Genomic DNA, 24511 nt, shown 5'->3' with positions numbered 1-24511 from the left:
TTTATTTTTGATTGATAATTCGCGTCGCGAAAAATAGTCTGTATTCCAGCAGCAATCTTCGCCAGTATGTATTTCGACAGCAAAGTTGGTTTTTTTATGAACAACTGCTGGTGGAGATTTCTTCCCAGCAAAACTTTACCCACTAGGGTTTTTTGAGGCTAAACCTGTGAGCTGTGGTGGACACAGGGGCGGCACTTTAAATGTGATGTCAAAGAGGAATTTTTTCATATGGTTACGCACGGTGCTAAACGTAAAACATTAGCGCTCGCAGTCGCGGGTGCATTGTTAGGAACGGGGTTTATGGCAGCCCCAGAGGCCAAGGCAGAAGGCTTTGTTGATGATTCATCACTGACGGGTGGTATTTACTATTGGCAGCGTCAGCGTGACCGTAAGGATTTAACGCCAGGTAGCGCAGAGTATGGCAAGTATGTCGCTAACCTGCATCACTCCACATTTAACGCCAACCTGGACTTCTCTTCCGGTTATGCCGCAGATATGTTCGGTATCGATTTAGCCGCTTTCGGCGCAGTTGAAATGACCAACAGTGGCCCTGCTGCACCAAACGAAATTGGTTTCAGTGATGCCAAAACCCGTTGGGACGAAAAATGGACCGGCGATAAGAGTGGTGTGAGTATTTACAAAGCCGCAGCCAAATTCAAATTAGGTGATTTCTGGGCGCGTGGTGGTTATATCCAACCCACGGGCCAGACCCTGCTAGCCCCACACTGGAGCTTTATGCCGGGTACCTACCGCGGTGCTGAAGGTGGTGCGAAATTTGATTTTGATACGGCGGGCGCACTGTCCATGTCATACATGTGGACTGATGAATATAAAGCGCCGTGGTATCAGAACATGTACAACTTCCGTCAAGCTGATGGCAAAACTGGTATCAGTTATCTGCACTCAATTGGCGCAAAATATGACTTTAAAAACAAGCTAGTACTGGAAGCAGCATTCGGTCAAGCCAAAGATTACATGGACCAATACTTTGCGAAAGCCTCTTATGCTTTCCCGGTTGCGGGTAATGATCTGCGGACGTCTTATCAGTTCTATGGCGCAAAAGACAAAGTTGATGGCGGCTTCAAAGATGTTAATGACGTCTATGACGGTCTTGCCTGGTTGCAAGCATTGACTCTGGGTTACACCACCGGACCATTTGATTTGCGTCTGGAAGGTACCTGGGCCAAAGCTGACGGCAACCAAGGCTACTTCTTGCAACGTATGACTCCGGGCTACGCCACCTCCAATGGCCGCTTAGACGTGTGGTGGGATTCGCGCTCTGACTTTAACGCTAACGGTGAAAAAGCGTTATTCGGTGGTGTGATGTATGACCTGAAAAACTGGAATTTGGCCGGTTGGTCAGTCGGGACTTCCTATGCTTATGGTTGGGATGCCAAACCGAGCACCAATCCAATTTATGACCAAAATACCCGTTTGAAAGAATCTGCATGGAACTTTGACATTCTTTACACCCTGCAAGAAGGCCGTGCGAAAGGCACATTATTCAAACTGCATTACACCATGTACGACAACCACACCAATATCCCAAGCTATGGTGGCGGTTTCGGCAACGTATTCCAGGATGAAAAAGACGTTAAATTCATCGTGATTGCACCCTTTACCATCTTCTGATTTTTCCCCTTTTGATTGCCATCCCCGGCCGCTGTGCCGGGGACATAATGGAGTGCCACCATGAAAAAAATCCTTTTTATCATCACCGCAGTCATGGGATTAAGTGCTTGTGCCCCACAAACTCCCGTTCAGCCGGAAGACAGCAAACTTAAGCAAGCATACAGCGCTTGTATCAATGCCAGCGAAGGTCAACCAGAAAGGCTGATCCCTTGCAAAGCGGTACTGAACGTTTTGAAACAAGAGAAGGCGCATCAAGCCTTTACCGACAAAGAAACAGTACGGGTACTGGATTACCAGCGCTGTATTGATGCGGCCCACACTGGCAATGGCCAAGCCTATGACGCGCAGTGCGGCAAACTTTGGCAAGAAATTCGCAGCAATAATTGATTTAACAGTAAGTTATTTAACAACAAATTGATCTAACAATAATTCTGTCAGCGGCAATACTTCAGTAGCGACTTTGGCAGCGGTTATTCATTATGGATGAGGTTAGTGATGAACAAATTCAGATTAAATGCGTTAGCGGCAATCACCGCCACCTTTGGCTTGATGGGCGCTGCCCATGCCGATGCCACCAATCAACAGATTGTTGATCAACTCAGCGCTTTGAAAGTTAATTATAAAGTGTTGGATAACCGCGCTGCTGAGAATGGCGTAGATTGTGCCAAGTTGGGAGCTGACTGGGCATCATGTAATAAAGTATTGATTACTCTGACCAACACTGGGGATGAGATCAAAGGCCAGGACTGGGCTATTTACTTCCATAGTATTCGTCAAATTCTCACCGTAGATAATGATCAGTTTAAAATTACTCACCTGACGGGTGATCTACATAAAATTGAACCTACCGCCAAATTTACTGGTTTCCCTGCTAATCAGGCGGTTGAAATCCCGATCACCGGCGAATACTGGCAGTTATTTGCCACCGATTTTATGCCGCGCTGGTATGCCACTTCGGGTGATGCAAAACCAAAAGTTCTGAAAAGCACTGATACTGAAGATATTAATGAATATCTGACTCAGTTTACGGGCGATCAGTGGAAACGCACTAGAGACGACAATAACGTATTAATGACGCCGGAATCTCGCTTCGTCAAAAATGAGGCCGTGAAAACATTAGCGGCGGCTAACCTGCGCGGGCAGATTATCCCGACCCCAATGGAAGTGCAGGTTCACCGACAAGATGCCGACTTGAGTCAAGGTGTGGCGCTTGATCTGAGTACTTTACCAAAGTCAGCTGCAGAGGCGGCGGCGCAGCGTTTTGAATTACTTGGCTTGAAGGTGGGTTCAACTGGGTTCCCGATTAAAACCTCAATTCAGCCGTCTGCCTTTAAAGGTGACTTAGCCGTTTCAGGAGCATATGAGCTGAAAATTGGTGAAAAGGGCGCGCAAGTCATTGGTTTTGACCCAACCGGTGTGTTTTACGGCCTGCAATCCATTCTTTCTTTAGTTCCGACCGATGGTAGCAAGAAGATTGCGACATTGGATGCCAAAGATGCGCCACGCTTTGAATACCGTGGTGTTTTCCTGGATGTCGGGCGCAACTTCAAAACTAAAGATGCAGTATTGCGTTTGCTCGATCAGATGGCCGCTTACAAACTGAACAAATTCCACTTCCATCTGAGTGATGATGAAGGCTGGCGTATTGAGATACCCGGCCTGCCAGAACTGACCGATGTGGGTAGCAAGCGTTGCCACGATTTAACGGAAAACACCTGCTTACTGCCACAATTGGGCTCTGGCCCGGATAGCAATAATTTGGGCTCGGGTCACTTTACCCGTGATGATTACATCGACATTTTGAAATACGCTAAAGCCCGCCAAATTGAGGTTATTCCTGAGATTGATATGCCCGCCCACGCGCGTGCAGCCGTGGTCTCGATGGAAGCTCGTTACAACAATTTGATGAAGCAGGGTAAAGAAAAAGAAGCCAACGAATTCCGCCTGGTTGACCCGACAGATGATTCCAACACGACTTCTGTTCAGTTCTATGAACGCAAAAGTTATCTCAACCCGTGTCTGGATTCGTCTAAACGCTTTGTCGACAAAGTGATCGGCGAAATGGCTCAAATGCACAAAGAAGCGGGTATGCCGCTGAAAACTTGGCATTTTGGCGGTGATGAGGCGAAAAATATCCGCCTGGGTGCAGGCTTCCAGGACAAAAATGGCACGATTGAGCCGGGCAAAGGCATTATTGATAAGAGTATTGAAGATAAGCCGTGGGCCAAATCACAAGTTTGTCAGGATATGGTCAAGCAAGGAAAAATTCAGGATGTTGAGCACCTTTCCAGCCACTTTGCTATTGAAGTCAGCAAACTGGTGAATGCTCATGGCATTGAAAAAATGCAAGCCTGGCAAGACGGTCTTAAAGATGCCCAGTCGTCGAAAGACTTTGCCACGAAACGGGTGGGCGTTAACTTCTGGGATACCCTCTATTGGGGCGGTGCTGATTCAATCAATGATTGGGCCAATAAAGGCTATGAAGTGGTCGCGTCGAATCCGGATTATGTCTACTTCGACATGCCATATGAAGTTAACCCAAATGAGCGCGGTTATTACTGGGCAACTCGCTTCAGCGACGAAGCTAAAGTCTTTAGTTTCGCGCCGGATAACATGCCACAAAACGCGGAAACATCGGTTGACCGTGACGGTAATCATTTCAGTGCTAAAAGTGATAAACCTTGGCCGGGTGTGCACGGTATTTCCGGTCAATCATGGAATGAAACAGTACGAACTGATGAACAAATGGAATACATGATTTTCCCTCGAGTATTACCACTGGCCGAACGTGCCTGGCATCGTGCGTCTTGGGAGCAGGATTATAAAGCCGGTCGTGAGTACAAAGGTGGTGAAACGCATAGGGTTGACACTAAGGCGTTGAGTACCGATTGGCAGCGCTTTGCCAACATCATGGGCCAACGTGAATTAGCAAAACTGGATAAAGCGGGTGTGGCTTACCGCTTACCGATTCCGGGAGCTCGTGTTGTCGCTGGGGCGTTGGAAGCTAACATCTCCTTGCCGGGGTTGATAATTGAGTATTCCACCGATGGCGGTAAGCAATGGCAGAAATATGATGCCAAAGCACAACCGAAAGTCAGTGGCGACGTATTGATTCGTTCCACCAGTCCGGATGGTAAACGTAGTAGTCGTGCGGAGCCGGTTAAGGTTTGATTATTGCTGTCAAAGTGCTGTGTCTGATGTTAACCCCTGTTTGCTGAGGTTTAGGTAAACACTATTAAGTGAAGTTGAGTTGATGGTTTTCCCCCGGCAAGTCCGGGGTTTTTTTTGCTTTAAATTTATGGAGGTAGCAATAGGGTGTATACCCAAGGTCATTGGAGTTGCAGATAGGTGGCAAGCGAATAAATCACGTACGTCAGTGATTCGGGTGAATGAGAGTAACTAACAACCCTGTGGCTTCAAGGGTGAAGGGCATAAATAAGAATGACCACCTGACTCCCAACCGAGTTGCACTTGAGTGACTGAGCGGGAAAGGCGGCCATCTTGCGGATTATTTATTTCAGCAGCGCTTAAAATCTTTATAAGTCAACGCGATAAAACTACATTATCTTTTATCGTGCGCAGATTCATTTTCACGGCAATCGCCGCTTTCACAGTGGCCATACAGATACAGACTGTGATTGGTCAGCTTGATACCATGTTGTTTAGCAATTTCACGTTGAAGCGATTCAATGGATTCATTACTAAATTCGATCACTTTGCCGCAATCCAGGCAAATCAGGTGATCGTGATGATGTTGCTGCGTCAGCTCAAAGACTGATTTGCCGCCTTCGAAATTATGGCGGGTAACAATACCGGCATCATCAAACTGGTTCAGTACACGGTAAACCGTTGCTAAACCAATTTCTTCACCGATATCGATCAGCTTTTTATAAAGATCTTCCGCGCTGACGTGATGGCACACCGGATCTTGCAACACTTCCAGAATTTTAAGCCGTGGCAGTGTTACTTTAAGGCCTGCGTTTTTTAAGGCTTTGTTGTTGTCAGTCATGCGGATTCAGTCCTGTTACTATCGATTCAAATTAAGGCTGTTCAGCCTATGACATCCGTGGCGCAATATTCTCAATTGCGTCTCATTATAGAACTGCTAGCCCCAAATGAAAACCGTGGTTGTTAACAAAGATATAATTGCACACTTTGCCCGATTAATCATGCAATGTATTGATGAATGGGATTGTTGCATAATTTAAGTATATGACTGCAAAGTATAAGGTTACAAATTTGTAGCAGTTTATTTTCATTTTGCACGGATGAAAGTGCGGATTTGTGGGTGGCTTAACAGAGTATAACCAGAGGGATAGAAGCAACGGAAACGCGGGGCAATATTAAATTTCATCCTCGCGTTTCCGACATGACAAATTAACCGGTAATTTCGGCCAGATTCAGTTCTTCGCTGATCTGTTTTACCCAAGCTTCAACGCGCTCATTTGTCAATTCTGGCTGACGATCTTCATCAATGGCTAAACCAATAAAGTGATCGTCATCCGCCAAGCCTTTGGACGCTTCAAAGTGGTAGCCAGCGGTTGGCCAGTGACCGACGATAGCAGCACCGCGTGGTTCGATGATATCGCGCACGGTTCCCATCGCATCACAGAAATATTCTGCATAATCTTCCTGATCGCCACAGCCAAATATAGCCACCAATTTGCCGTTGAAATCAATTTCTTCCAGTGTCGGGAAGAAATCATCCCAATCACATTGAGCTTCACCGTAATACCAGGTTGGGATGCCGATGAGCAGAATATCAAAGCCTTCTAAATCTTCTTTAGTGCTTTTGGCAATGTCGTGAACCTCAGCAACATCTTTACCCAGTTGCTTTTGGATCATCTTGGCAATGTTTTCGGTATTGCCAGTATCGCTGCCAAAGAAAATGCCTACAGTTGCCATATAACTTAATACCTTTTAAATTCAAATTGTTATGCAAATTACTGAGCGTTTGGCCCAATAATATAACACATGTATAGGGCCATATAATGCCAGAAAACCTCGTCCGGCCGATATCAAGATTATGCGATATTAAATTTTTGTGAGTGGCTCAACCTTATAACCTCATTGCCGATAACAGCGATGTAACCGAATGGTTGCAATTTGCAGTGAAGGAGAACAAACATGCAGTTTTTAAGAAATATTTCTATCAGAGCCGCGTTACTTTGGGTGCTTGGGGCATTTTGCCTGTTATGGGGCGGTGTATCTGGTTATACGTTGCTATCGCTGAATCAACTGACTCAATCCTCTAATGCTAATAGTGTGTTGGTTGAAAACATGAATTTGGTCAATCAGGGGACGGATCAATATTTTCGGATGGTGACACGTCTTGCTCGCTCAGTCGATTACCGTCAGAACGGCAACATTGCGGATGCAGATAAGGAACTCAAATCATCCAATGCAGCACTTGAAAATCTGAAACAGAAGTTGGCGCAGTTTAAAGCCATTGACCATGCACAGATTGATCCCACATTGGTAAATGGGGTGATTGATGGGTGGAGTGGGTTAATTGATCAGGGTGTCACTCCGCTGTATCAGGCGGCAATGGCGAACAATAGCGCGGCCTATCAGGATTTAGCCAAAAAGACAGTGCCAGCGCTGAGCCGGCAATATGGCTCTGTTGCAGAGAATTTTAATCAAGCAGCATCCAAGGCTATCGGGGTGGCTAAAGAGCAGTTTGCTCACCTGACAAAAGTGAGCAGCATGACATTAATTTCTGCTTTAGTGGCCGGATTAGTGATTTTACTGGCAACCGATCGTTACCTGTTGGCTAACCTGGTTCGCCCATTGGATGATATTCGTGCACATTTTCGCGTGATTGCTTCCGGCCAACTGGGCCAGCCTATTACCGATTTTGGTCGTAATTGCGTTGGGAAATTGTTTCCGCTGCTACGTGATGTGCAAGCCAGTTTGGCCAATACGGTAAAAGCTATCCGCAGTAGCACTGATGGGATTTATCACGGAGCGGCAGAAATTTCAGCCGGTAATACGGATTTATCATCGCGAACTGAGCAGCAGGCAGCCGCATTGGAAGAGACGGCCGCCAGTATGGAGCAGTTGACGGCAACGGTGAAACATAATGCAGATAATGCGCATCATGCCAGCCAACTGGCAGCTAATGCTTCTATTACCGCCAAAAAAGGCGGGGCGCTAGTAGCTGATGTGGTTCATACCATGGATGAGATTTCAGCCAGTTCACGCAAGATAGCTGAAATTACAACAGTGATTAACAGTATCGCTTTCCAGACCAATATTCTGGCACTGAATGCTGCCGTCGAAGCGGCCAGAGCAGGTGAACAAGGTCGCGGTTTCGCGGTGGTTGCCAGTGAAGTCCGTAATTTGGCCCAGCGCAGTGCTCAAGCGGCAAAAGAGATTGATAGCTTGATAACCGAGTCCGTTAGCCGGGTGAGTAGTGGTTCGGCTTTGGTTGAAAGTGCCGGGATAACTATGGATGAAATTGTTCGTTCCATCACCAATGTCACCGATTTAATGGGTGAGATAGCATCGGCGTCAGATGAGCAAAGCAAAGGTATCACTCAGGTCGGGCAGGCAGTGGCTGAAATGGACTGTGTGACTCAGCAAAATGCCGCGTTGGTGCAGCAAGCCTCACGCGCGGCTGCCGCGCTAGAGGAACAGGCGACTCAGTTAAACCAAGCAGTGGCAGTGTTTAAATTACAATCAGATGATGTGCGGACAAAATCGGTAGCTAAACCTCGGGCTACGGTATTAACGACAGCGCCTATTGCCAAGGTAGACAACAACGCAAACTGGGAAACTTTCTAAAATTTGGGGTAGGGATATTGGCGTGGCGTAATCACTTACGCCACGCCGTCGTGATAACCGATAGGGTTAAAACCCTTCTTGTGAATGTGCCAATTGAGCCAACAACATCTGTTCAATCAGTTCACTACGGCTGATGTTGCGTTGCTCTGCAAGACTATTGAGAGCGTCGACGGCATCGGCATTAATTTTCAGTTCCACGCGCCGTAAACCACGTACTTTATCGCGCCGTAGTTGATTTCGCTTATTAATTCTAAGCTGTTCATCACGCGATAATGGGTTTGTTTTCGGGCGCCCCGGACGGCGTTCATCTGCGAACAGATCCAGCGTCGTGCGATCCGTTTGTTCTTTTGCCATAGGTAGCGGTACTACAAGGGATTTACATCAGAAATTTCTGACGATTCGGTTTACACGTTTCAGGCCGATACCTTTCTGAGTTGATGCTGCTTATAACACCACAACAACCCTTCAGTTGGGTATGAACCAACAGCCTGAATTTGCATTTGCTACCCAATATCGGAGCAAATTTATAGCGCGCCATAATACCCTAGCCAACCGAGCAACGACAATGCCTTACTGTGATTAGATTGGGCTAATTCACTCTTTTTTGCACAATTTTTCCACAGGAAATACATTTCTTTTCCCCAGGGTATGATTTTTAATCAACATCCATCGCGCGCGGTTCGTTTTTTGCTCAGCGCTATTTTTCGCCAGTGCTATCTTCGTCACTCTCTTCATCAATAAAGCGGTGAATGGCGCGTAAGACAGAATCTGGTTTTTCTGCATGCACCCAGTGTCCGGTTCCGGCGACAACATGGGCGCGTGCTTGTGGGAATTGACGGGCAATCTCATCGCGATAGCTGTCTTGAATATAAGGTGACAGTTCACCGCGAATAAACAAAATGGGATGTGGCCAGGGGGGAATGGGTTGCCAGCCAACAATATTTTCGTATTGATCCCACAATGCGGGCACGTTAAACCGCCACTCACCGTTATGGAATGATTTCAATAAGAACTGAATAACACCTTCTTCTTTTATTGATTCGCGCATCAGTTGAGCGGCTTCCTGGCGTTGAGTCACACCCGCAGCACTTACTGCATTGATAGCGGTGAAAATTTGATCATGGCGGCGCACTTGATAATCGATGGGTGCGACATCTATGGCTATCAGTTTTTCGATGCGGTCGGGCGCAATTGCTGTCATGGCCATCGCCACTTTTCCCCCCATGGAATGCCCAATAATAATCGCTTTTTTTATCTCAAGCCTATCCATCAGTTCCAGCACATCCTGTGCCATATCGGGGTAATTCACTTCGGGTGATCGCGGGGATAAACCGTGATCGCGCAAATCGACCTGGATAACATCATGGTCTTTATGTAAGTCGCGAGCTAATACACCGAGGTTATCGAGGTTACCAAATAACCCATGAATCAAGATGATCGGCAGGGAAGAAGTGGGAGAAAGTGCGTTTTGTTGGCGGAAGTTTAATTTCATGGCGAAGTTCATACTGAGAGATATTGTGGTTAGGGTATCATGACTACGCGAGGGTGTGCTGCTCACGATTAGGGTTCATGTGGATTATTCAGTCGTGGCTGATGTATTAGGGATTTATCGCGGATAAAGCCATGATAAAGGTACTCGTTAGCGCGCTTTGACTTTATAATCCTAAGATATGCATAAGAAAGTAGAAAACCGTACTGGATAAAGATGAAAACTATTGAACTCGACGAAGAACTTTATCGCTATATTGCCAGCCATACGCAACACATTGGTGAGAGTGCGTCCGACATTTTACGGCGCATGTTGAAGTTTACGGCCGGTCAGCCGGTACCTGGCTTATCTACCCATAATGTTGCCGGTCATGATGTCGCCAAGACAGCGACGGCTCCAGCACCAAAGGATAGGGTTCGCGCGGTACGTGAATTACTGTTATCTGATGAGTATGCTGAGCAAAATCGGGCGGTTAACCGTTTTATGTTGGTGCTTTCCACCTTATATACCTTAGATGCTCAGGCATTTGCCGAGGCAACGGAGTCTTTACATGGTCGCACCCGGGTCTATTTTGCCGGTGACCAACAGACTTTGTTGCAAAACGGGACACACACCAAACCTAAACACGTACCTGGTACGCCATACTGGGTTATTACCAATACCAATACCGAGCGTAAACGCAGCATGGTGCAACATATCATGCTGGCGATGCAGTTCCCGCCGGATTTGACTGACAAGGTGTGTGGAACTATCTAATTTCGTTGAAACGATACCCAAGAAGTTGGAGTTGCAGGCCGCGAATACTCCTGCAATTTGCACAATGATGGATAGATAGGGAGTAGTAACTGTGGCTAATCACCCTCGTGCCGGGCAAGCGACCCAGCAAAGCGATTTGATTAATGTTGCTCAGTTGACGTCGCAATATTATGTGTTGCAACCTGATGCTGAAAATCAGGCCCATGCGGTCAAATTTGGGACGTCAGGCCATCGTGGCAGCTCATTGCGCCACAGTTTTAATGAAGCCCATATTTTGGCAATCGCTCAGGCGATAGCTGAAGTTCGTCACCAGCAGGGCATTACCGGCCCGTGCTATGTGGGTAAAGATACTCATGCGCTGTCTGAACCCGCCTTTATTTCCGTATTGGAAGTGTTGACCGCTAATGGCGTGGATGTGGTGGTGCAGCAAGATAATGGTTTCACGCCAACCCCAGCTATTTCCCACGCGATTTTGTGCTATAACGCGCAAGGCAAAGATCTGGCTGACGGCATTGTTATCACTCCGTCGCACAACCCGCCGGAAGATGGCGGTATCAAGTATAATCCACCCAATGGCGGCCCGGCCGATACCAATCTTACCTCGGTGATTGAAAAACGCGCCAATCAGTTGCTCAGCCTGAAATTAGAGGGCGTTAAACGCCAGACACTGGATCAAGCCTGGGACTCTGGTTATTTGCATGCGCAGGATTTGATTACGCCGTATGTCGAGGGTTTGGTCGATGTCGTTGATATTCCTGCTATTCAAAATGCTGGCTTGAAGCTAGGCGTTGATCCGCTTGGTGGCTCCGGTATTGCTTATTGGCAACGTATTGCTGAGCATTATAAGTTAGATCTGACACTGGTTAATGATTCCATTGATCAGACATTCCGCTTTATGCATCTGGATCATGATGGCGTGATCCGTATGGATTGTTCATCAGAATGCGCGATGGCGGGTTTGCTGGCTTTGCGTGATAAATTCGATTTGGCCTTTGCCAACGATCCCGATTACGACCGTCACGGTATCGTCACCCCTGCCGGTTTGATGAATCCGAACCATTATCTAGCGGTATCAATCAATTACCTGTTCCAGCATCGCCCACAATGGGGTGCAAATGTGGCGGTGGGTAAGACGTTGGTATCCAGTGCGATGATAGATAGAGTAGTTGCTGATTTGGGCCGTAAGCTGGTGGAAGTGCCGGTGGGTTTCAAATGGTTTGTTGATGGTTTATTCGATGGCAGCTTCGGATTTGGTGGTGAAGAGAGCGCTGGGGCATCCTTCCTGCGCTTTAATGGCACACCTTGGTCGACGGATAAAGACGGCATTATCATGTGCTTGCTAGCGGCTGAAATCACCGCGGTGACTGGTAAAAATCCACAACAACACTATGATGGTTTAGCGCAACGCTTTGGTGCGCCAAGCTATAACCGCATTCAGGCTCCGGCAACACAGGCACAGAAAAATGCCTTGTCCAAATTGTCCCCTGAAATGGTGAAAGCCAATACCCTGGCGGGTGACGCTATCACCGCGCGTTTAACTACCGCACCGGGTAATGGCGCATCCATTGGTGGTCTGAAAGTGATGACGGAAAATGGCTGGTTTGCGGCGCGCCCATCGGGTACCGAAGACGCCTACAAGATTTACTGTGAAAGCTTCCTCGGCGCAGAGCATCGCGAAAAGATAGAGCAGGAAGCCGTCGATATTGTCAGCGACGTATTGGCAGGTAAGTCATAACAATGGGTAAGAAATAGCGCCTGATGGCGCTATTTCTTATTTGCAATTAAGTTACTCCTGCGGTTAATTTACTATTGGGGCTAGGGGGCCAGAAAAGCTATCTATGGATAATGCTTTCTTTAAATAGGGAATATTGGTTTGTAATGCTTCTTTCGGAGAAAAAGATGATAGAGCGTCAATAATATGAGTTATATCAGGTAAGTTTTCACCAAAATAATGCATGTTGTTTGCATACATCTCGTGTAATGCATTATGTTTTTCAATTAGCAGGTCACTGAGTTTTTTTCCTGTCAGCTTTTCACTATCCGGTATTTTTTCACAAAAAATGTCTGATAAATCAACTTGATAGTCATTACAAATATCTTTTATATAACTCAATTTATTTAACATTTCTTCAGGGTTTTGGGCGTGTGTTTTTATAATATTCTTAATCATGGCTTCATGGTTTTTATAACTATCTTTATCATCGCTAAGATATGGTTTGGTCTGTAAGTATTTAACTTTATAGCCATCCTCAGTATATTGATCTTTAATAACGACAACCAGATTATTCGCATGTTGTTCCTTGCTAGAAATGACCAGGTGATTACCATAACGTTCAAAAGTTAGCTGATAGAAAAAATAATCATTAATGTAAATGGTATTTTCCTCCCCCCCATATTCTACAATTAGATTAATGCCATCATACTCGGAGAATATATAACGATCATTACCCAGTCCTCCAGCCAAATAGTCATGGTTTTTGCCACCTTCGATTCGGTCATCACCACGACCACCAAATATTATATCATTGCCGCGCCAGTTACTTTCACAGGCATAAGGGCCAAAGCCATCTGCATCGCCATGCAATTCATCGTTACCATCACCGCCGTCAAGAATATCATTGCCCGCACCTCCTGCCAGTCCATCATCACCTTCTCCGCCAATCAATATATCATTACCCGCCTGGCCAAAAATGGCATCAAAAGATCGATGACCAATAATAACATCGTTACCGTCACCTCCGGCTAAATTATCATTTTTATCACTACCAGTAATAAGATTGTTACCACTCCCGCCAATAACATTATTTTTAATACATTTATTTCCGATGAAGCTATCATTTTTACTCAGATGGAATTTTTCTGATGGGGTAGTATTTTGAATTAAATGATATGCAGAAGTGAATTTTAAATCTTTTCTGGTGAGGAGGAGTTCTTTACTTAATCCATCGTATGATTTTCCTTTTCTTTTATCTTCCTTTAAAGCTAAAAATAATTCATGTTTTTCATTTTCTTTATCATGAATGATTATGGATTTAATGGTTAATTTTTCATTTTCTATAATTTTATAAATTTTTCTGTTGATGATTTTGTTTTTATTATTGAGTATGTTTACTTTAAATCCAGACTTTGAGTTTTGAAAAAAAATTCGTTTGAGGGATATACCATAAATTGCAATTGATTTAGTTTCACCAGTGTAGATTTCTAATATTTCACCAATAGTCGATTTTCTTTTATTTTTATTGCTAATTTTATGTTGTGGCAAGGTCATTTCCTCTTGTCGAGATGTGGGTGATAGTGCTCCTGTGGGATTTTAATGAACTGTTGGGGGCGGATGAAGTTATATAACATTAAAATTCATGTTCTGCTCTTTAATTAAATATATTTAAGTATTCCTGTGTTCTTATCCACTAACATTAGCCATGCCTGTATAACAAGCTAATAAAGATTATTTATATGAGCGAAAAATAATGCGTTATCCCAATGCGACCATCAAAGCGCCAGCAGTAATCAGTGCCACGCCTAGTCCGGCAATTAACGAAATTTTCTCGCCAAACAGAATAAACGCCAGAATAACCGCGAAGACCACACTGAGTTTGTCTATTGGCGCGACTTGCGAGACATTGCCATTTTTGATAGCCATAAAGTAGAACAGCCAGGATAATGCGCCAGCAACACCGCTTAACACCACAAACAAGAGCGCTTTTTTATCTGCTAATACGGTGCCGACCAGATTGAATTTTCCTTGAATAACCACCACGCCAACTAAGAATAGTGCCATTACCACAGCCCGAACCGCGGTTGCGGTATTGGCATCCAAATGCTGCAAACCTATTTTACCGAAGATAGCGACCAGAGAAGCGGAGAGGGCAGACAGCAGGGCGTAAATCAACCAAGTGCTCATAATAAATAAGACCTATCATCATTAAAATCCTGATGCTACGCCGTTAGGTTTATTATTAACAGCCATAAAGGCATTTTATAGTGAATAAATCGTTATGGTATAAAGCGATAGCCGACACCGGTCTCCGTAATTAAGTGCTGCGGTCGGGTAGGATCGCTTTCTAATTTCTGGCGCAAGTGACCCATATAAATGCGCAGATAGTGGTTGTGCTCGACATAATTAGGCCCCCAGACTTGGTTGAGTAATTGGCGCTGGGTAATGACTTTACCCGCATTAGCCAATAATGCTGAAAGTAAGCGAAATTCGATGGGGGTCAAGTGGAGGTCAACACCGGCTCGTGTGACCTGGCGGTTAATTAAATCCACACTGATATCGGCAAAATTCACCAACGGGCTTTCCTGGCTGCCGCCACTATGACGGCGCAAAGCCACCCGTACTCGCGCAAGTAATTCACTGATACCAAAAGGTTTGCTGAGATAGTCATCAGCACCAGCATCCAGCGCTGCGACTTTGTCTTCTTCGCTGCTACGGGCCGATAACACAATAATTGGGATGGCGCTCCACTGGCGCAGATCCTGAATATAAGTCAGGCCATCGCCATCCGGTAGACCCAAATCCAAAATGATCAGATCCGGTTTGCGTGTGCCAGCCTCAATCAGACCCCGTTGTAGGGTATCGCTTTCAAATACGCGCCAGCCTTCACTCTCCAGCGCAATGCGGACAAAGCGGCGGATCTCTTTTTCATCTTCGACGATGAGGATGTTAGTCGGCGATATAGTCATTTTTCAGCATCAATATTTTCACCTTCAATTTCCGGTGCTTTCTCTAGTGGCAAGGTAAAGTGGAAACTCGCACCACCTTCTTGACTCTTCTCAACCCAGATACGCCCACCATGTACATCAATAATGGCACGACAAATGGCTAAACCCAAGCCCACCCCTGGAATCGCTGACTCTTTGTTACCGCGAGAAAATTTATCAAAAATTAGCTGTTCCTGCCCAGCGGTGACCCCAGGGCCATTATCCCAGACTTCGACATTGAGCCACTCACCTTGCACTGTGGCACGAATACCCAGCAATGCGTCGTAACCGGCGTATTTATGGGCATTTTCCAATAGGTTGATAAATACCCGCTCCAGCAAGCTACCATCGCAATTGATCAACACCATTTCATCCGGTAACTCGACACGAATGTGGTGATGATTCAAGGTGGTTTCCAGCATATGTAGCGCGCTACCGACGATCTCTTCCAGTGACTGCCACTCTTTACGCAGATTGAATCCACCTGATTGGATGCGGGCCATATCGAGCAAATTATTGACCAGTCGGGTGGTGCTCAGCACTTGTTGACGGATTTGGTTCGCTTGCGGCGCGTGGCGTGAGCCTTCAGCTGCCAGATCGAGTGTCAGGATTTCCGCCTGACCAAATAGCACTGTCAGTGGCGTACGTAAATCATGAGAAAGCGCGGCGAGCAGAGAATTACGCAGTTGCTCGCGTTCCGCATCCAGCTTGGCCAATTCGGCGCTGCGGGCCAGATGCAACCTTTCTAATGCGTTGGCAATCAGGCTGGTAAACGTTTGCAGCAAACGCTGTTGCTCCGGCACCATGAGTTGGCGCAGGTTGGCCGGTTCAATCGCCAGTACACCATAAGTTTGTTTAGCTGCGGTGAGTGGCAGTAATTGATAAGGCACTCCCGGCAAGGTATCGGTGCCGGCACCGGCGGGAGCACCTTTATTAAAGCTCCAGCGGGCAATGGCCTCATCAACGGAAAGTGCCGCACCTTCGTCGGTAGTGATTTGTTGCAAACGCCCATCCTCTTGTGGCAGTAACAAGTCCGTTTTGGCCTGAAAACTGCTGGAAAGAAAATGACGGCTGGTTTTAGCAATATCCGCCGGGGTCAGGGCGCGGCTTAATCCACGAGACATTTCATACAGATGTCGCGCGCGTTGCTCGCGGTAACGGGCAATTCTGGCTTGATAACGCACGCCAGCAGTCAAGTTCCCCACCACGATACCGACAATCAGCATGACAGCAAAAGTCAGCAGATATTGCACGTCAGTGACCGCCAGTGACCAGTGTGGCTGGACAAAGAACAGATCGAAACTGGCAACATTGATAACAGCCGCCAATACCGAAGGCCAACGGCCATAGAACAGCGCAATAATGACCACACCCAGCAAGTAAACCATCACCAGGTTGGCTTGGTCGAATCCCGGTATTAGCCATTGCGATAATACAGTGATCAGTGCGCACAAGCCGATGGCGGCGGCACAGCCGCGTAATTGCATACGCCACTTTTCAGTGAAAGTACGCGAGTCCGTCTCTTTCACTGTATTGGTCGGGTTATCGCCCTCCAGCGCAATAATCACCAGATCTAAATCTGGCCCGAGTTTCCCCAAGCGATCGGCAAAACTGCCACGTAATTTCCAGTGTTTTTCCGTGCGGCGGCCAATAATGATTTTGCCCAAATTATGTTCGCGGGCGTAACGTAATATCGCCTGTTCTTCACCGGCCTCAGATAAGGTTGCTGTTTCAGCTCCGAGTTCTTGTGCCAGTTTGAGGGTGCGCAGAATGGCACGGCGCTTAGCTTCGGGCAGGCGATGCAAACGAGGCGTTTCAACATAGACCGCATGCCAGATACATCCTAACCGCGCTGCCAATCTGGCAGCAGTGCGCACCAGTTTTTCATTACCGCTATTATGGCCGATACACAATAAGATGGCATCGCGGGTGTGCCAAACACGCTCGCGCCCTTGTGTGTCGCGAAAGGCGCGCATCTGGTCGTCAACCCGATCAGCAGTACGGCGCAGGGCCAGTTCACGTAATGCAATCAAGTTGCCTTTGCGAAAGAAATGCTCAATCGCCCGTTCCGCCTGCCCAGGGATGTACACTTTGCCTTCATTGAGGCGCTGGCGCAGGTCATCGGGGGGAAGATCGACTAAAACCACTTCCGTGGCTTCATCAAACATATGGTCAGGTACAGTTTCCCGTACCCGAATACCCGTTACCCCCCCAACCACATCATTCAGGCTTTCCAAGTGCTGCACATTGACAGTGGTGAGCACATCAATACCGGCATCCAACAGCTCTTCCACATCTTGCCAGCGCTTTGGGTGGCGCGAGCCATGAGCATTACTGTGTGCCAGTTCATCCATCAGGATCAAGGCTGGGTGGCGGGCGAGGGCAGCATCCAAATCAAACTCGCGCACCTGGCGATTGCGATGATGAATCCGCTTTTGTGGCAGGATATCCAGCCCCGCCAGTAATGCGGCCGTTTCGCTGCGTCCGTGAGTTTCTACCACGCCGACCAACACATCCAGCCCCTGAGCACGCAGGCGCTGGGCTTCTTGTAGCATGGCGTAGGTTTTGCCTACCCCCGCGCAAGCCCCAAAAAAGACTTTTAGCCGACCGCGAGACTTTTCATTCGCAACGGCAAGCAGGCTGTCAGGGTTTGGGCGGGTTGGTTCTGCATCCACCATGTTATGTCCTTAAGATTTTGTCGAAGTCGCCGGGACTTTCACATGGCTTTGGGCATCCAGCGCCATATTCAGGTTCAGTACGTTGACCACGGATTCACCAAAGAAATTAGGTGTCGCTTTTTGTACATTGTTATCAATCAACTGTTTCACCTCAGACAGCGGCATCTGGCGAATGCTGGCAATGCGCGGCGCTTGATAATAGGCCGCTTCCAGTGAAATTTGCGGATCGAGGCCACTGGCGGAGGCGGTCACCAGATCAACCGGCACCGGCCCTGTTTGCGTCGGGTTTGCCTGACGCAGTGATTTCACGCGCTCAGTGATGGCTTTATCCAACTCTGGGTTGCTGATAGCCAGATTGCTGCCACCAGATGCCATTGGATTATAAGGCATATCTGCTGTCGCTGATGGGCGACCAGAGAAATACCCCGGTTGGGTAAAGTTTTGGCCGATCAAACTGGAGCCGACCACTTCATCACCCAGCATAACCCGTGATCCGTTTGCTTGCTGTGAAAACATCAGTTTGGCCAGCCCGGTGGTCAGCAGAGGATAAGCTATTCCGGTGATAAGTGTCAGTAATATCAGTAAAACCAGAGCTGGGCGCAGGTATGACATGCGGGTGGTGGATGACATATTGTTAGTCGATGACATCTTCTATTACCTCAATTTGAGTCTTATAACCGGCCACCGTCAAAGCGCGGTGGCCATTGCAAAATAGGGTGAGTCGGGCAGTTAACTCATTATCAAGGCGGTTAGCACCAGGTCGATGAGTTTGATACCGACAAATGGCACCAATAAGCCACCCAAACCATAAATCCACAGATTACGGCGCAGTAGGGCGGCGGCGCTCATCGCCTTATAACTGACCCCTTTTAGGGCCAACGGAATCAAGAACACGATAATCAGCGCATTAAAGATAACCGCCGACAATATTGCTGAGGCCGGTGAGTGCAACTGCATCACATTCAGGGCGTTGAGCTGCGGGTAAGTCGCCGCAAATGCAGCCGGAATAATGGCAAAATATTTGGCGACGTCGTTGGCAATACTAAAGGTGGTCAATGAACCACGGGTCATCAACATCTGCTTGCCGATATGAACCACTTCAATCAACTTGGTCGGATTAGAGTCCAAATCCACCATATTGCCCGCCTCTTTGGCGGCTTGAGTCCCCGAGTTCATCGCAACCGCCACGTCAGCTTGTGCCAGCGCGGGGGCGTCGTTGGTGCCATCGCCGGTCATTGCTACCAGTCGGCCTTCTGCTTGATATTGACGAATCAATGCCAATTTGGCTTCTGGCGTAGCTTCGGCCAGAAAATCATCTACTCCCGCTTCAGCAGCAATGGCAGCTGCTGTTAGCCGGTTATCGCCGGTGATCATCACGGTTTTAATGCCCATTTTACGTAGTTCCGCAAAACGTTCTTTAATGCCACCTTTAACAATATCTTTTAGTGCAACCACACCCAGCACGCGAGGGCCATCAGCAACCACCAATGGCGTCCCCCCGGTGCGCGCGATACTTTCTACGGCATCTTCTACTGCGCGTGGGAAGTGGCCTTGATTGGATTCCACATGACGGCGGATAGCATCGACAGCCCCTTTGCGAATCATCCGATCCTGAACATTGACACCACTCATCCGTGTTTGCGCGGAGAAGGGCACAAAGGTGGCATTTAGACTGTGTAAGTCGCGTTCGCGCAAGTTAAAGCGCTGTTTCGCCAGCACCACAATACTGCGGCCTTCCGGTGTTTCGTCGGCCAGAGATGAGAGTTGCGCGGCATCCGCGAGTTGTTGCTCGGTCACACCTGGTGCCGGTAAAAACTCGGATGCCTGGCGGTTACCCAAAGTGATGGTGCCGGTTTTATCCAGCAGCAGCACATCAACATCTCCTGCCGCTTCAACGGCGCGCCCGCTGGTGGCGATGACGTTAGCCCCGAGCATGCGGCTCATCCCGGCGACACCAATGGCAGAGAGCAAACCGCCGATGGTGGTTGGGATCAGGCAAACCAACAGTGCCACCAACACGGTGATAGTGACCGGTGAGCCAGCTTGATTAGCCTCAACACTAAAGACTGAGAATGGATACAACGTCGCGGTAGCCAGTAAGAAGACGATGGTCAGTGCCACCAGCAGAATGGTCAATGCCACTTCGTTTGGTGTTTTGCGCCGTTTCGCGCCTTCAACCATGGCAATCATTCTGTCGAGGAAAGTCTCGCCGGGGTTAACGCTGCACTCGACCACCAGCCAGTCTGACAGTACGCGAGTGCCGCCGGTGACGGAGGAGAAGTCGCCGCCGGATTCGCGGATAACCGGCGCAGATTCACCGGTAATGGCGCTTTCATCGACTGAAGCACCGCCTTCCAGCACTTCACCATCGCAGGGCACGGTGTCGCCCGCTTCAATCAGTACCACATCGCCTTTGCGCAGACTGTCGGCAGAGACTTTCTCTTGTGGCGCATCGAAGCGAGCTGCGGACAGTTTTTTCGCCCAACTGGTTTTTTTCACACCACGCAGGCTTTCGGCTTGCGCTTTACTGCGCCCCTCGGCCAGTGCTTCAGCAAAGTTGGCAAACAGTACGGTAAACCACAGCCACAAGGCAACACTGCCGGTAAACAGGGCGTTGCCGGTGGTTTGTCCGCTTAAAATAGCCAGCCAAATCAGGGTGGTCAGCCCACTGCCCAGATACACCACGAACATCACCGGGTTACGCCACTGAACCCGAGGATCCAGTTTCTTCACGGCATCAAGCAGTGCAGTGCGAACCAGTGCAGGCTCAAAAATTGCACGTTGTTTGCGGGTCATCGTCATTCTCTCTTTTTGTTAAAATAATTAACGTGTTAACCAAACTTGAAGATGTTCGGCGACCGGGCCTAAGGCCAGTGCTGGAATAAAGGTCAATGCGCCCACCAATAACACGGTGCCCACCAGCAAGCCGATAAACAGTGGCCCCGAAGTCGGTAGGGTGCCGTTGCCCGCCGGTTGGCGTTTCTTCGCCACCAAGGAGCTGGCAATTGCCAACACTGGCAAAATCACCCCGAATCGCCCCAGAAACATCGCCGCAGCCAGCAACAGGTTATAAAACGGTGTGTTGACACTCAGGCCCGCGAAGGCGCTGCCGTTGTTGTTGGCTGCTGAGGAGAGGGCGTAGAGCACTTCACTAAAGCCATGTGCGCCGGGGTTCAGAATGCCTGCGCGGCCAGCATCGGTGCAAAGTGCCAGTGCGGTGCCAAGCAGCACAACTGCGGGCGTGACCAGAATCGCCAGCGCGGTCATTTTCATATCAAAAACGTCAATTTTTTTACCAAGGTATTCTGGGGTGCGGCCAATCATCAGTCCGGCAATAAACACCGTCAGTAGCACGAATAACAGCATGCCGTATAAACCAGAACCGACGCCGCCAAACACCACTTCGCCAATCTGCATCAGCCACATCGGCACCATGCCACCTAGCGCGGTAAAGGAGTCGTGCATGGCGTTAACCGCACCACAAGATGCTGCGGTGGTGACTACGGCATACATGCTGGTGGCGAGAATACCGAAGCGTGATTCCTTACCTTCCATATTGATATTGCTGTCCGCGCCCAGCTTGATGAGATGGGGGTTACCGGCCAGCTCGGCGTACATCACCACCACTACCGCCACCACAAAAATCAGTGACATAGCCCAGATAAGCGCATGGCCTTGGCGGGTATCCCCAACCACCTGGCCGAAAGCGAAGCACAGGGCACAGGGGATGAGGAAGATAGCCAGCATCTGGACAAAGTTGCTAAATGCCGTCGGGTTCTCAAACGGATGGGCAGAGTTGGCACCAAAGAAGCCCCCCCCATTGGTTCCCAGCATTTTTATTGCTTCTTGTGAGGCCACTGGCCCCATCGGTAAGGTCTGTTTTACGCCTTCCAATGTGGTGATATGCAGGTAGCCATCCAGATTTTGTAATACTCCCTGACTGACAAAAATCAGAGCGATGATCAGTGCAATCGGCAATAAGACATATAACGTGATGCGCACCAAATCGACCCAGGCATTACCTAAGGTGGCTGCCGAATGACGGGCAAATGCACGAATCAGTGCAAAAGCAACCGCAATACCGGTGGCGGCAGAGAGGAAGTTCTGTACGGTCAGGCCGGCCATTTGGCTGAGATAGCTGAGGGTATTTTCACCGCTATAGGCTTGCCAGTTGGTGTTAGTCACAAAACTGACCGCCGTATTCAGTGCCAGATGCCACGACATCCCCGGCATATTTTCCGGATTCAGGGGTAATGAACCTTGCATCATTAACAATGCGAACAGCAGCGCAATGCCCAGAATATTAAACAGGAGAATAGCCAGCGCATATTGCCAGCCGTTCATCTCGACATTTTTTACACCACTACAACGCCATAAACCGGCCTCAATTTTTTGCAATGGCATAAAGGGGTCGCCTTCAATAAGGCGTGCCAGAAAACTTCCCAATGGACGGGCTAGCACCAACAACACCAGCATAAAGCTGGCGATAAGCAGAAATCCTGATGCCGCCATTTAAAAGTCCTCCGCATTAAATAAGGCATAAACCAGATAGCCCAGTAGCAGCAGAACCAGCAATCCACCACAAATGATGCTGACACTCACGATATACCTCCACAGGTCTTGTTTTTGATAACCCAGTTTTTGATAACTCAGTTTTTTGATAACTCAGTTTTTGATAACAACAGCTTAGGAAGTTGTAAGAAAAGTTCTTGATAAAAAAATGGGAAGGCGTGTAAAAAAAGTATAAAAACGAGCAAAAAATAACCGAAAAAAGAGTGTAAATTACTCAATGGCGGTGTGCAGTATTCAATTGAGTTAGCGGAGTAGATATTCCTTGGGTAAATACACCCAGTTTTCTAATTGATAAATTGCCAGTAACGCCAGTGCAACAAATTATAAATTGCGATTAACTTTGCTGTAACAAAATTACAGAATGGGTATTTTTTTTCTTTTTTTGTGCGATTGAGTGGTCGGATGAGTGGTAAAGTTTCAACCAATGCGGTAAAATTTTGTTCAGTTTCCAATTTGTTTATTTTACTTTCAACGCCAAGCGGTAATAGGCCTGCGGTTAATAGGGTTAGCTGTTACACAAAGGCGTTTTAAAGGAGGGTTATCATGTCCATTTACAACGCATACCCATTACATCAAGTGATCTTGCGTCGTATCGCTGTGATTCTGGTGGGGTTATTGGCGCTGCCTGTCATGCTATTTCGCAAGGATCGCGCCCGTTTTTATAGCTATTTGCACCGTGTCTGGGTCAAAACCAGTGATAAACCGGTGTGGTTAGCACAGTCAGAAACGGCACCACAATATTTTTACTGAGATAAAATGCAATTACCCGTTTAGAGGAATAGCTGAACGGTATTGGTAAAAATAAGTTAACGCAAGGCCCGTGAGCATCATGTGCTCACGGGCTTTTTTTGATTGGCCCGTGAGTATTGAAATATCCATATTAAATATCGATTTAAATATCGATTTAAATATCAAACTAATATGATTTGATTTAATTAATATCATTATTATCTATTTTTCATCCATTCAGCCAGGCCCCCTTATCATGCATCATAACCTTGCTAGGTATGGTTAGCTAATTAACATTAATATTATTAATTAATCTGATATGGATGAAATATGGAAACTTACGTACAAACAACATCGTTAGTCAACTATAACAAAGGTATTTTTTCTCTCTACTTTGTTAGTCAAAATCAGCAGCAAATGGCAAAGGGTATTGCGGCTGAAAACGATAACGAGCTTGAATTAAAACAGGTTATTCATATGCCAGCATCGGGCTTCATGTATATGGTCTCAATGGTAAAAAATATGCTGGAAGATCCGCGAATGCAGCAGGAAATTGAGAATATGATGAATGCCAATTTATTACCGACTGGTTGTAATGAGGAAAGAAATGAGGAGGGGCAGCTGGTAATTGAAAGCAATGGAGAAAAAAACAAAAAATAAAATATCAATCAATGGAGATGTAAGTTGGTGATTCAAGGTGATAATAAAGTCCTATTGCTAGAATCATCCGAAATACAAGAAATAATGGGCGGAGTAATGCTGTTAACACAGCGTTCTCCGTTGCATAGAGCTTATTTGGTTTCGGAGTGGTATCAGCAAATTTATCCAGCAATTACGTTAAACCAATTTCGTTATTATACAGACGAACATGGCAATCCACTTGCATTTTGCAATTGGGCATTTTTATCTAAAAAAAACATGAACGAAATACTGTCAGGTGAGCGTGATATTAGAAAAGAAGATTGGCAGTCTGGCAGTAATATGTTTTTCCCAGAAATGATCGCGCCCTATGGTCATGCAAAGATGATGGCAACTGATTTGCGCAGGAATATACTTTCTTCCAGAAAGGGAGAAAGGGTGTGTGCTATCCGGGGGCAACCTAATAAACAAAATTCTTTAGCTAAACCCAGGGTTCAGTGGTTTAAAATTTAACTTAATAAGGATATAT

21 protein-coding genes are annotated in these 24511 nt (G+C 47.3%); 9 read left to right on the top strand and 12 right to left on the bottom strand.

The window, feature by feature from the left end; translation table 11 throughout:
• Positions 1 to 228 precede the first annotated feature (228 nt).
• The 3 genes from QSV56_RS02580 to QSV56_RS02570 all read left to right on the top strand — a co-directional run bounded on the left by QSV56_RS02580 (position 229) and on the right by QSV56_RS02570 (position 4803).
• A complete protein-coding gene (locus tag QSV56_RS02580; RefSeq protein WP_005167949.1) occupies positions 229 to 1632 on the top strand; it encodes an OprD family outer membrane porin in 1404 nt (467 codons plus the stop codon).
• 60 nt (positions 1633 to 1692) lie between these two features.
• Positions 1693 to 2019, top strand: coding sequence for a ChiQ/YbfN family lipoprotein (gene chiQ, locus QSV56_RS02575; protein WP_019081183.1), 327 nt, complete (start codon positions 1693 to 1695; stop codon positions 2017 to 2019).
• 108 nt (positions 2020 to 2127) lie between these two features.
• On the top strand, positions 2128 to 4803 hold the full coding sequence (locus QSV56_RS02570) for a beta-N-acetylhexosaminidase (RefSeq protein WP_046695310.1): 2676 nt from the start codon (positions 2128 to 2130) through the stop codon (positions 4801 to 4803).
• A 391-nt stretch (positions 4804 to 5194) separates the two neighbouring features.
• Here QSV56_RS02570 and fur read toward each other — a convergent pair whose 3' ends face one another.
• Together fur and fldA are read right to left on the bottom strand one after the other, a co-directional pair.
• Positions 5195 to 5641, bottom strand: a complete 447-nt coding sequence (gene fur / locus QSV56_RS02565; protein ID WP_005163370.1) for a ferric iron uptake transcriptional regulator — start codon at positions 5639 to 5641, stop codon at positions 5195 to 5197.
• Positions 5642 to 6009: 368 nt separating this feature from the next.
• Positions 6010 to 6537, bottom strand: coding sequence for a flavodoxin FldA (fldA, locus tag QSV56_RS02560; protein ID WP_005163372.1), 528 nt, complete (start codon positions 6535 to 6537; stop codon positions 6010 to 6012).
• A gap of 222 nt (positions 6538 to 6759) precedes the next feature.
• Between fldA and QSV56_RS02555 the strand changes: the two genes are divergently transcribed.
• Complete coding sequence (locus tag QSV56_RS02555) at positions 6760 to 8418, top strand: methyl-accepting chemotaxis protein (RefSeq protein WP_046051349.1); 1659 nt, start codon at positions 6760 to 6762, stop codon at positions 8416 to 8418.
• A gap of 66 nt (positions 8419 to 8484) precedes the next feature.
• On the opposite strand, the gene ybfE is transcribed toward QSV56_RS02555, so the two are convergent.
• The gene (gene ybfE, locus QSV56_RS02550) at positions 8485 to 8772 is read right to left on the bottom strand and encodes a LexA regulated protein (protein ID WP_005163374.1); all 288 of its coding nucleotides are present in this window, start codon (positions 8770 to 8772) and stop codon (positions 8485 to 8487) included.
• Between the two features lie 343 nt (positions 8773 to 9115).
• Positions 9116 to 9910, bottom strand: coding sequence for an esterase (gene ybfF, locus QSV56_RS02545; RefSeq protein ID WP_005167956.1), 795 nt, complete (start codon positions 9908 to 9910; stop codon positions 9116 to 9118).
• Between the two features lie 213 nt (positions 9911 to 10123).
• Here ybfF and seqA point away from each other — a divergent pair, with 213 nt between their 5' ends.
• Together seqA and pgm are read left to right on the top strand one after the other, a co-directional pair.
• Entirely contained in the window at positions 10124 to 10663 is a 540-nt protein-coding gene (seqA, locus tag QSV56_RS02540) for a replication initiation negative regulator SeqA (protein ID WP_019081171.1), read from the top strand.
• A gap of 91 nt (positions 10664 to 10754) precedes the next feature.
• Positions 10755 to 12398 carry a phosphoglucomutase (alpha-D-glucose-1,6-bisphosphate-dependent) gene (gene pgm, locus QSV56_RS02535; protein WP_046051342.1) on the top strand — a complete coding sequence of 548 codons (1644 nt, stop codon included), beginning with the start codon at positions 10755 to 10757 and terminating at the stop codon, positions 12396 to 12398.
• A gap of 63 nt (positions 12399 to 12461) precedes the next feature.
• Here the strand turns inward: pgm and QSV56_RS02530 are convergent, their stop codons facing one another.
• The 8 genes from QSV56_RS02530 to QSV56_RS02495 form a co-directional block, all read right to left on the bottom strand.
• Entirely contained in the window at positions 12462 to 13925 is a 1464-nt protein-coding gene (locus tag QSV56_RS02530) for a calcium-binding protein (protein ID WP_227747481.1), read from the bottom strand.
• A 210-nt stretch (positions 13926 to 14135) separates the two neighbouring features.
• Complete coding sequence (locus QSV56_RS02525) at positions 14136 to 14564, bottom strand: EamA family transporter (protein ID WP_019082665.1); 429 nt, start codon at positions 14562 to 14564, stop codon at positions 14136 to 14138.
• 92 nt (positions 14565 to 14656) lie between these two features.
• Positions 14657 to 15346, bottom strand: a complete 690-nt coding sequence (gene kdpE / locus QSV56_RS02520; protein WP_019081167.1) for a two-component system response regulator KdpE — start codon at positions 15344 to 15346, stop codon at positions 14657 to 14659.
• Complete coding sequence (gene kdpD, locus QSV56_RS02515) at positions 15343 to 18042, bottom strand: two-component system sensor histidine kinase KdpD (protein ID WP_046695308.1); 2700 nt, start codon at positions 18040 to 18042, stop codon at positions 15343 to 15345. Before kdpD ends, kdpE begins: the two co-directional genes overlap by 4 nt.
• Positions 18043 to 18051: 9 nt before the next feature.
• The gene (gene kdpC / locus QSV56_RS02510) at positions 18052 to 18690 is read right to left on the bottom strand and encodes a potassium-transporting ATPase subunit KdpC (RefSeq protein WP_019081165.1); all 639 of its coding nucleotides are present in this window, start codon (positions 18688 to 18690) and stop codon (positions 18052 to 18054) included.
• Between the two features lie 81 nt (positions 18691 to 18771).
• Positions 18772 to 20838 (bottom strand): potassium-transporting ATPase subunit KdpB, encoded by a 2067-nt coding sequence (gene kdpB, locus QSV56_RS02505; RefSeq protein WP_050875593.1) that lies wholly within the window; start codon positions 20836 to 20838, stop codon positions 18772 to 18774.
• Positions 20839 to 20865: 27 nt separating this feature from the next.
• Positions 20866 to 22554, bottom strand: a complete 1689-nt coding sequence (gene kdpA / locus QSV56_RS02500; RefSeq protein WP_019081163.1) for a potassium-transporting ATPase subunit KdpA — start codon at positions 22552 to 22554, stop codon at positions 20866 to 20868.
• Positions 22555 to 22644 (bottom strand): K(+)-transporting ATPase subunit F, encoded by a 90-nt coding sequence (locus QSV56_RS02495; protein WP_019081162.1) that lies wholly within the window; start codon positions 22642 to 22644, stop codon positions 22555 to 22557.
• Between the two features lie 513 nt (positions 22645 to 23157).
• Here QSV56_RS02495 and QSV56_RS02490 point away from each other — a divergent pair.
• The 3 genes from QSV56_RS02490 (at position 23158) to QSV56_RS02480 (ending at position 24495) form a co-directional block, all read left to right on the top strand.
• The gene (locus QSV56_RS02490) at positions 23158 to 23364 is read left to right on the top strand and encodes a YbfA family protein (protein ID WP_005163391.1); all 207 of its coding nucleotides are present in this window, start codon (positions 23158 to 23160) and stop codon (positions 23362 to 23364) included.
• 309 nt (positions 23365 to 23673) lie between these two features.
• The gene (locus QSV56_RS02485; protein ID WP_046051337.1) at positions 23674 to 24003 is read left to right on the top strand and encodes a hypothetical protein; all 330 of its coding nucleotides are present in this window, start codon (positions 23674 to 23676) and stop codon (positions 24001 to 24003) included.
• A 27-nt stretch (positions 24004 to 24030) separates the two neighbouring features.
• Positions 24031 to 24495 carry a toxin-activating lysine-acyltransferase gene (locus QSV56_RS02480; protein ID WP_227747482.1) on the top strand — a complete coding sequence of 155 codons (465 nt, stop codon included), beginning with the start codon at positions 24031 to 24033 and terminating at the stop codon, positions 24493 to 24495.
• Positions 24496 to 24511 lie beyond the last annotated feature (16 nt).

It is taken from the genome of Yersinia sp. 22-579 (genome assembly GCF_030433455.1).
GTDB lineage: Bacteria > Pseudomonadota > Gammaproteobacteria > Enterobacterales > Enterobacteriaceae > Yersinia > Yersinia enterocolitica.
Note: the sequence above shows the minus strand (reverse complement) of the source record. Positions and strands in the feature narration are given on the sequence as shown.

What these genes read in the sequence shown, in the direction of transcription:
- QSV56_RS02580 (WP_005167949.1), top strand. Translation starts at nt 229, where the DNA reads ATGGTTACGCACGGTGCTAAACGTAAAACATTAGCGCTCGCAGTCGCG.
- chiQ (WP_019081183.1), top strand. Translation starts at nt 1,693, where the DNA reads ATGAAAAAAATCCTTTTTATCATCACCGCAGTCATGGGATTAAGTGCT.
- QSV56_RS02570 (WP_046695310.1), top strand. Translation starts at nt 2,128, where the DNA reads ATGAACAAATTCAGATTAAATGCGTTAGCGGCAATCACCGCCACCTTT.
- fur (WP_005163370.1), bottom strand. Translation starts at nt 5,641, where the DNA reads ATGACTGACAACAACAAAGCCTTAAAAAACGCAGGCCTTAAAGTAACA.
- fldA (WP_005163372.1), bottom strand. Translation starts at nt 6,537, where the DNA reads ATGGCAACTGTAGGCATTTTCTTTGGCAGCGATACTGGCAATACCGAA.
- QSV56_RS02555 (WP_046051349.1), top strand. Translation starts at nt 6,760, where the DNA reads ATGCAGTTTTTAAGAAATATTTCTATCAGAGCCGCGTTACTTTGGGTG.
- ybfE (WP_005163374.1), bottom strand. Translation starts at nt 8,772, where the DNA reads ATGGCAAAAGAACAAACGGATCGCACGACGCTGGATCTGTTCGCAGAT.
- ybfF (WP_005167956.1), bottom strand. Translation starts at nt 9,910, where the DNA reads ATGAAATTAAACTTCCGCCAACAAAACGCACTTTCTCCCACTTCTTCC.
- seqA (WP_019081171.1), top strand. Translation starts at nt 10,124, where the DNA reads ATGAAAACTATTGAACTCGACGAAGAACTTTATCGCTATATTGCCAGC.
- QSV56_RS02525 (WP_019082665.1), bottom strand. Translation starts at nt 14,564, where the DNA reads ATGAGCACTTGGTTGATTTACGCCCTGCTGTCTGCCCTCTCCGCTTCT.
- kdpE (WP_019081167.1), bottom strand. Translation starts at nt 15,346, where the DNA reads ATGACTATATCGCCGACTAACATCCTCATCGTCGAAGATGAAAAAGAG.
- kdpD (WP_046695308.1), bottom strand. Translation starts at nt 18,042, where the DNA reads ATGGTGGATGCAGAACCAACCCGCCCAAACCCTGACAGCCTGCTTGCC.
- kdpC (WP_019081165.1), bottom strand. Translation starts at nt 18,690, where the DNA reads ATGTCATCGACTAACAATATGTCATCCACCACCCGCATGTCATACCTG.
- kdpB (WP_050875593.1), bottom strand. Translation starts at nt 20,838, where the DNA reads ATGACCCGCAAACAACGTGCAATTTTTGAGCCTGCACTGGTTCGCACT.
- kdpA (WP_019081163.1), bottom strand. Translation starts at nt 22,554, where the DNA reads ATGGCGGCATCAGGATTTCTGCTTATCGCCAGCTTTATGCTGGTGTTG.
- QSV56_RS02490 (WP_005163391.1), top strand. Translation starts at nt 23,158, where the DNA reads ATGTCCATTTACAACGCATACCCATTACATCAAGTGATCTTGCGTCGT.
- QSV56_RS02485 (WP_046051337.1), top strand. Translation starts at nt 23,674, where the DNA reads ATGGAAACTTACGTACAAACAACATCGTTAGTCAACTATAACAAAGGT.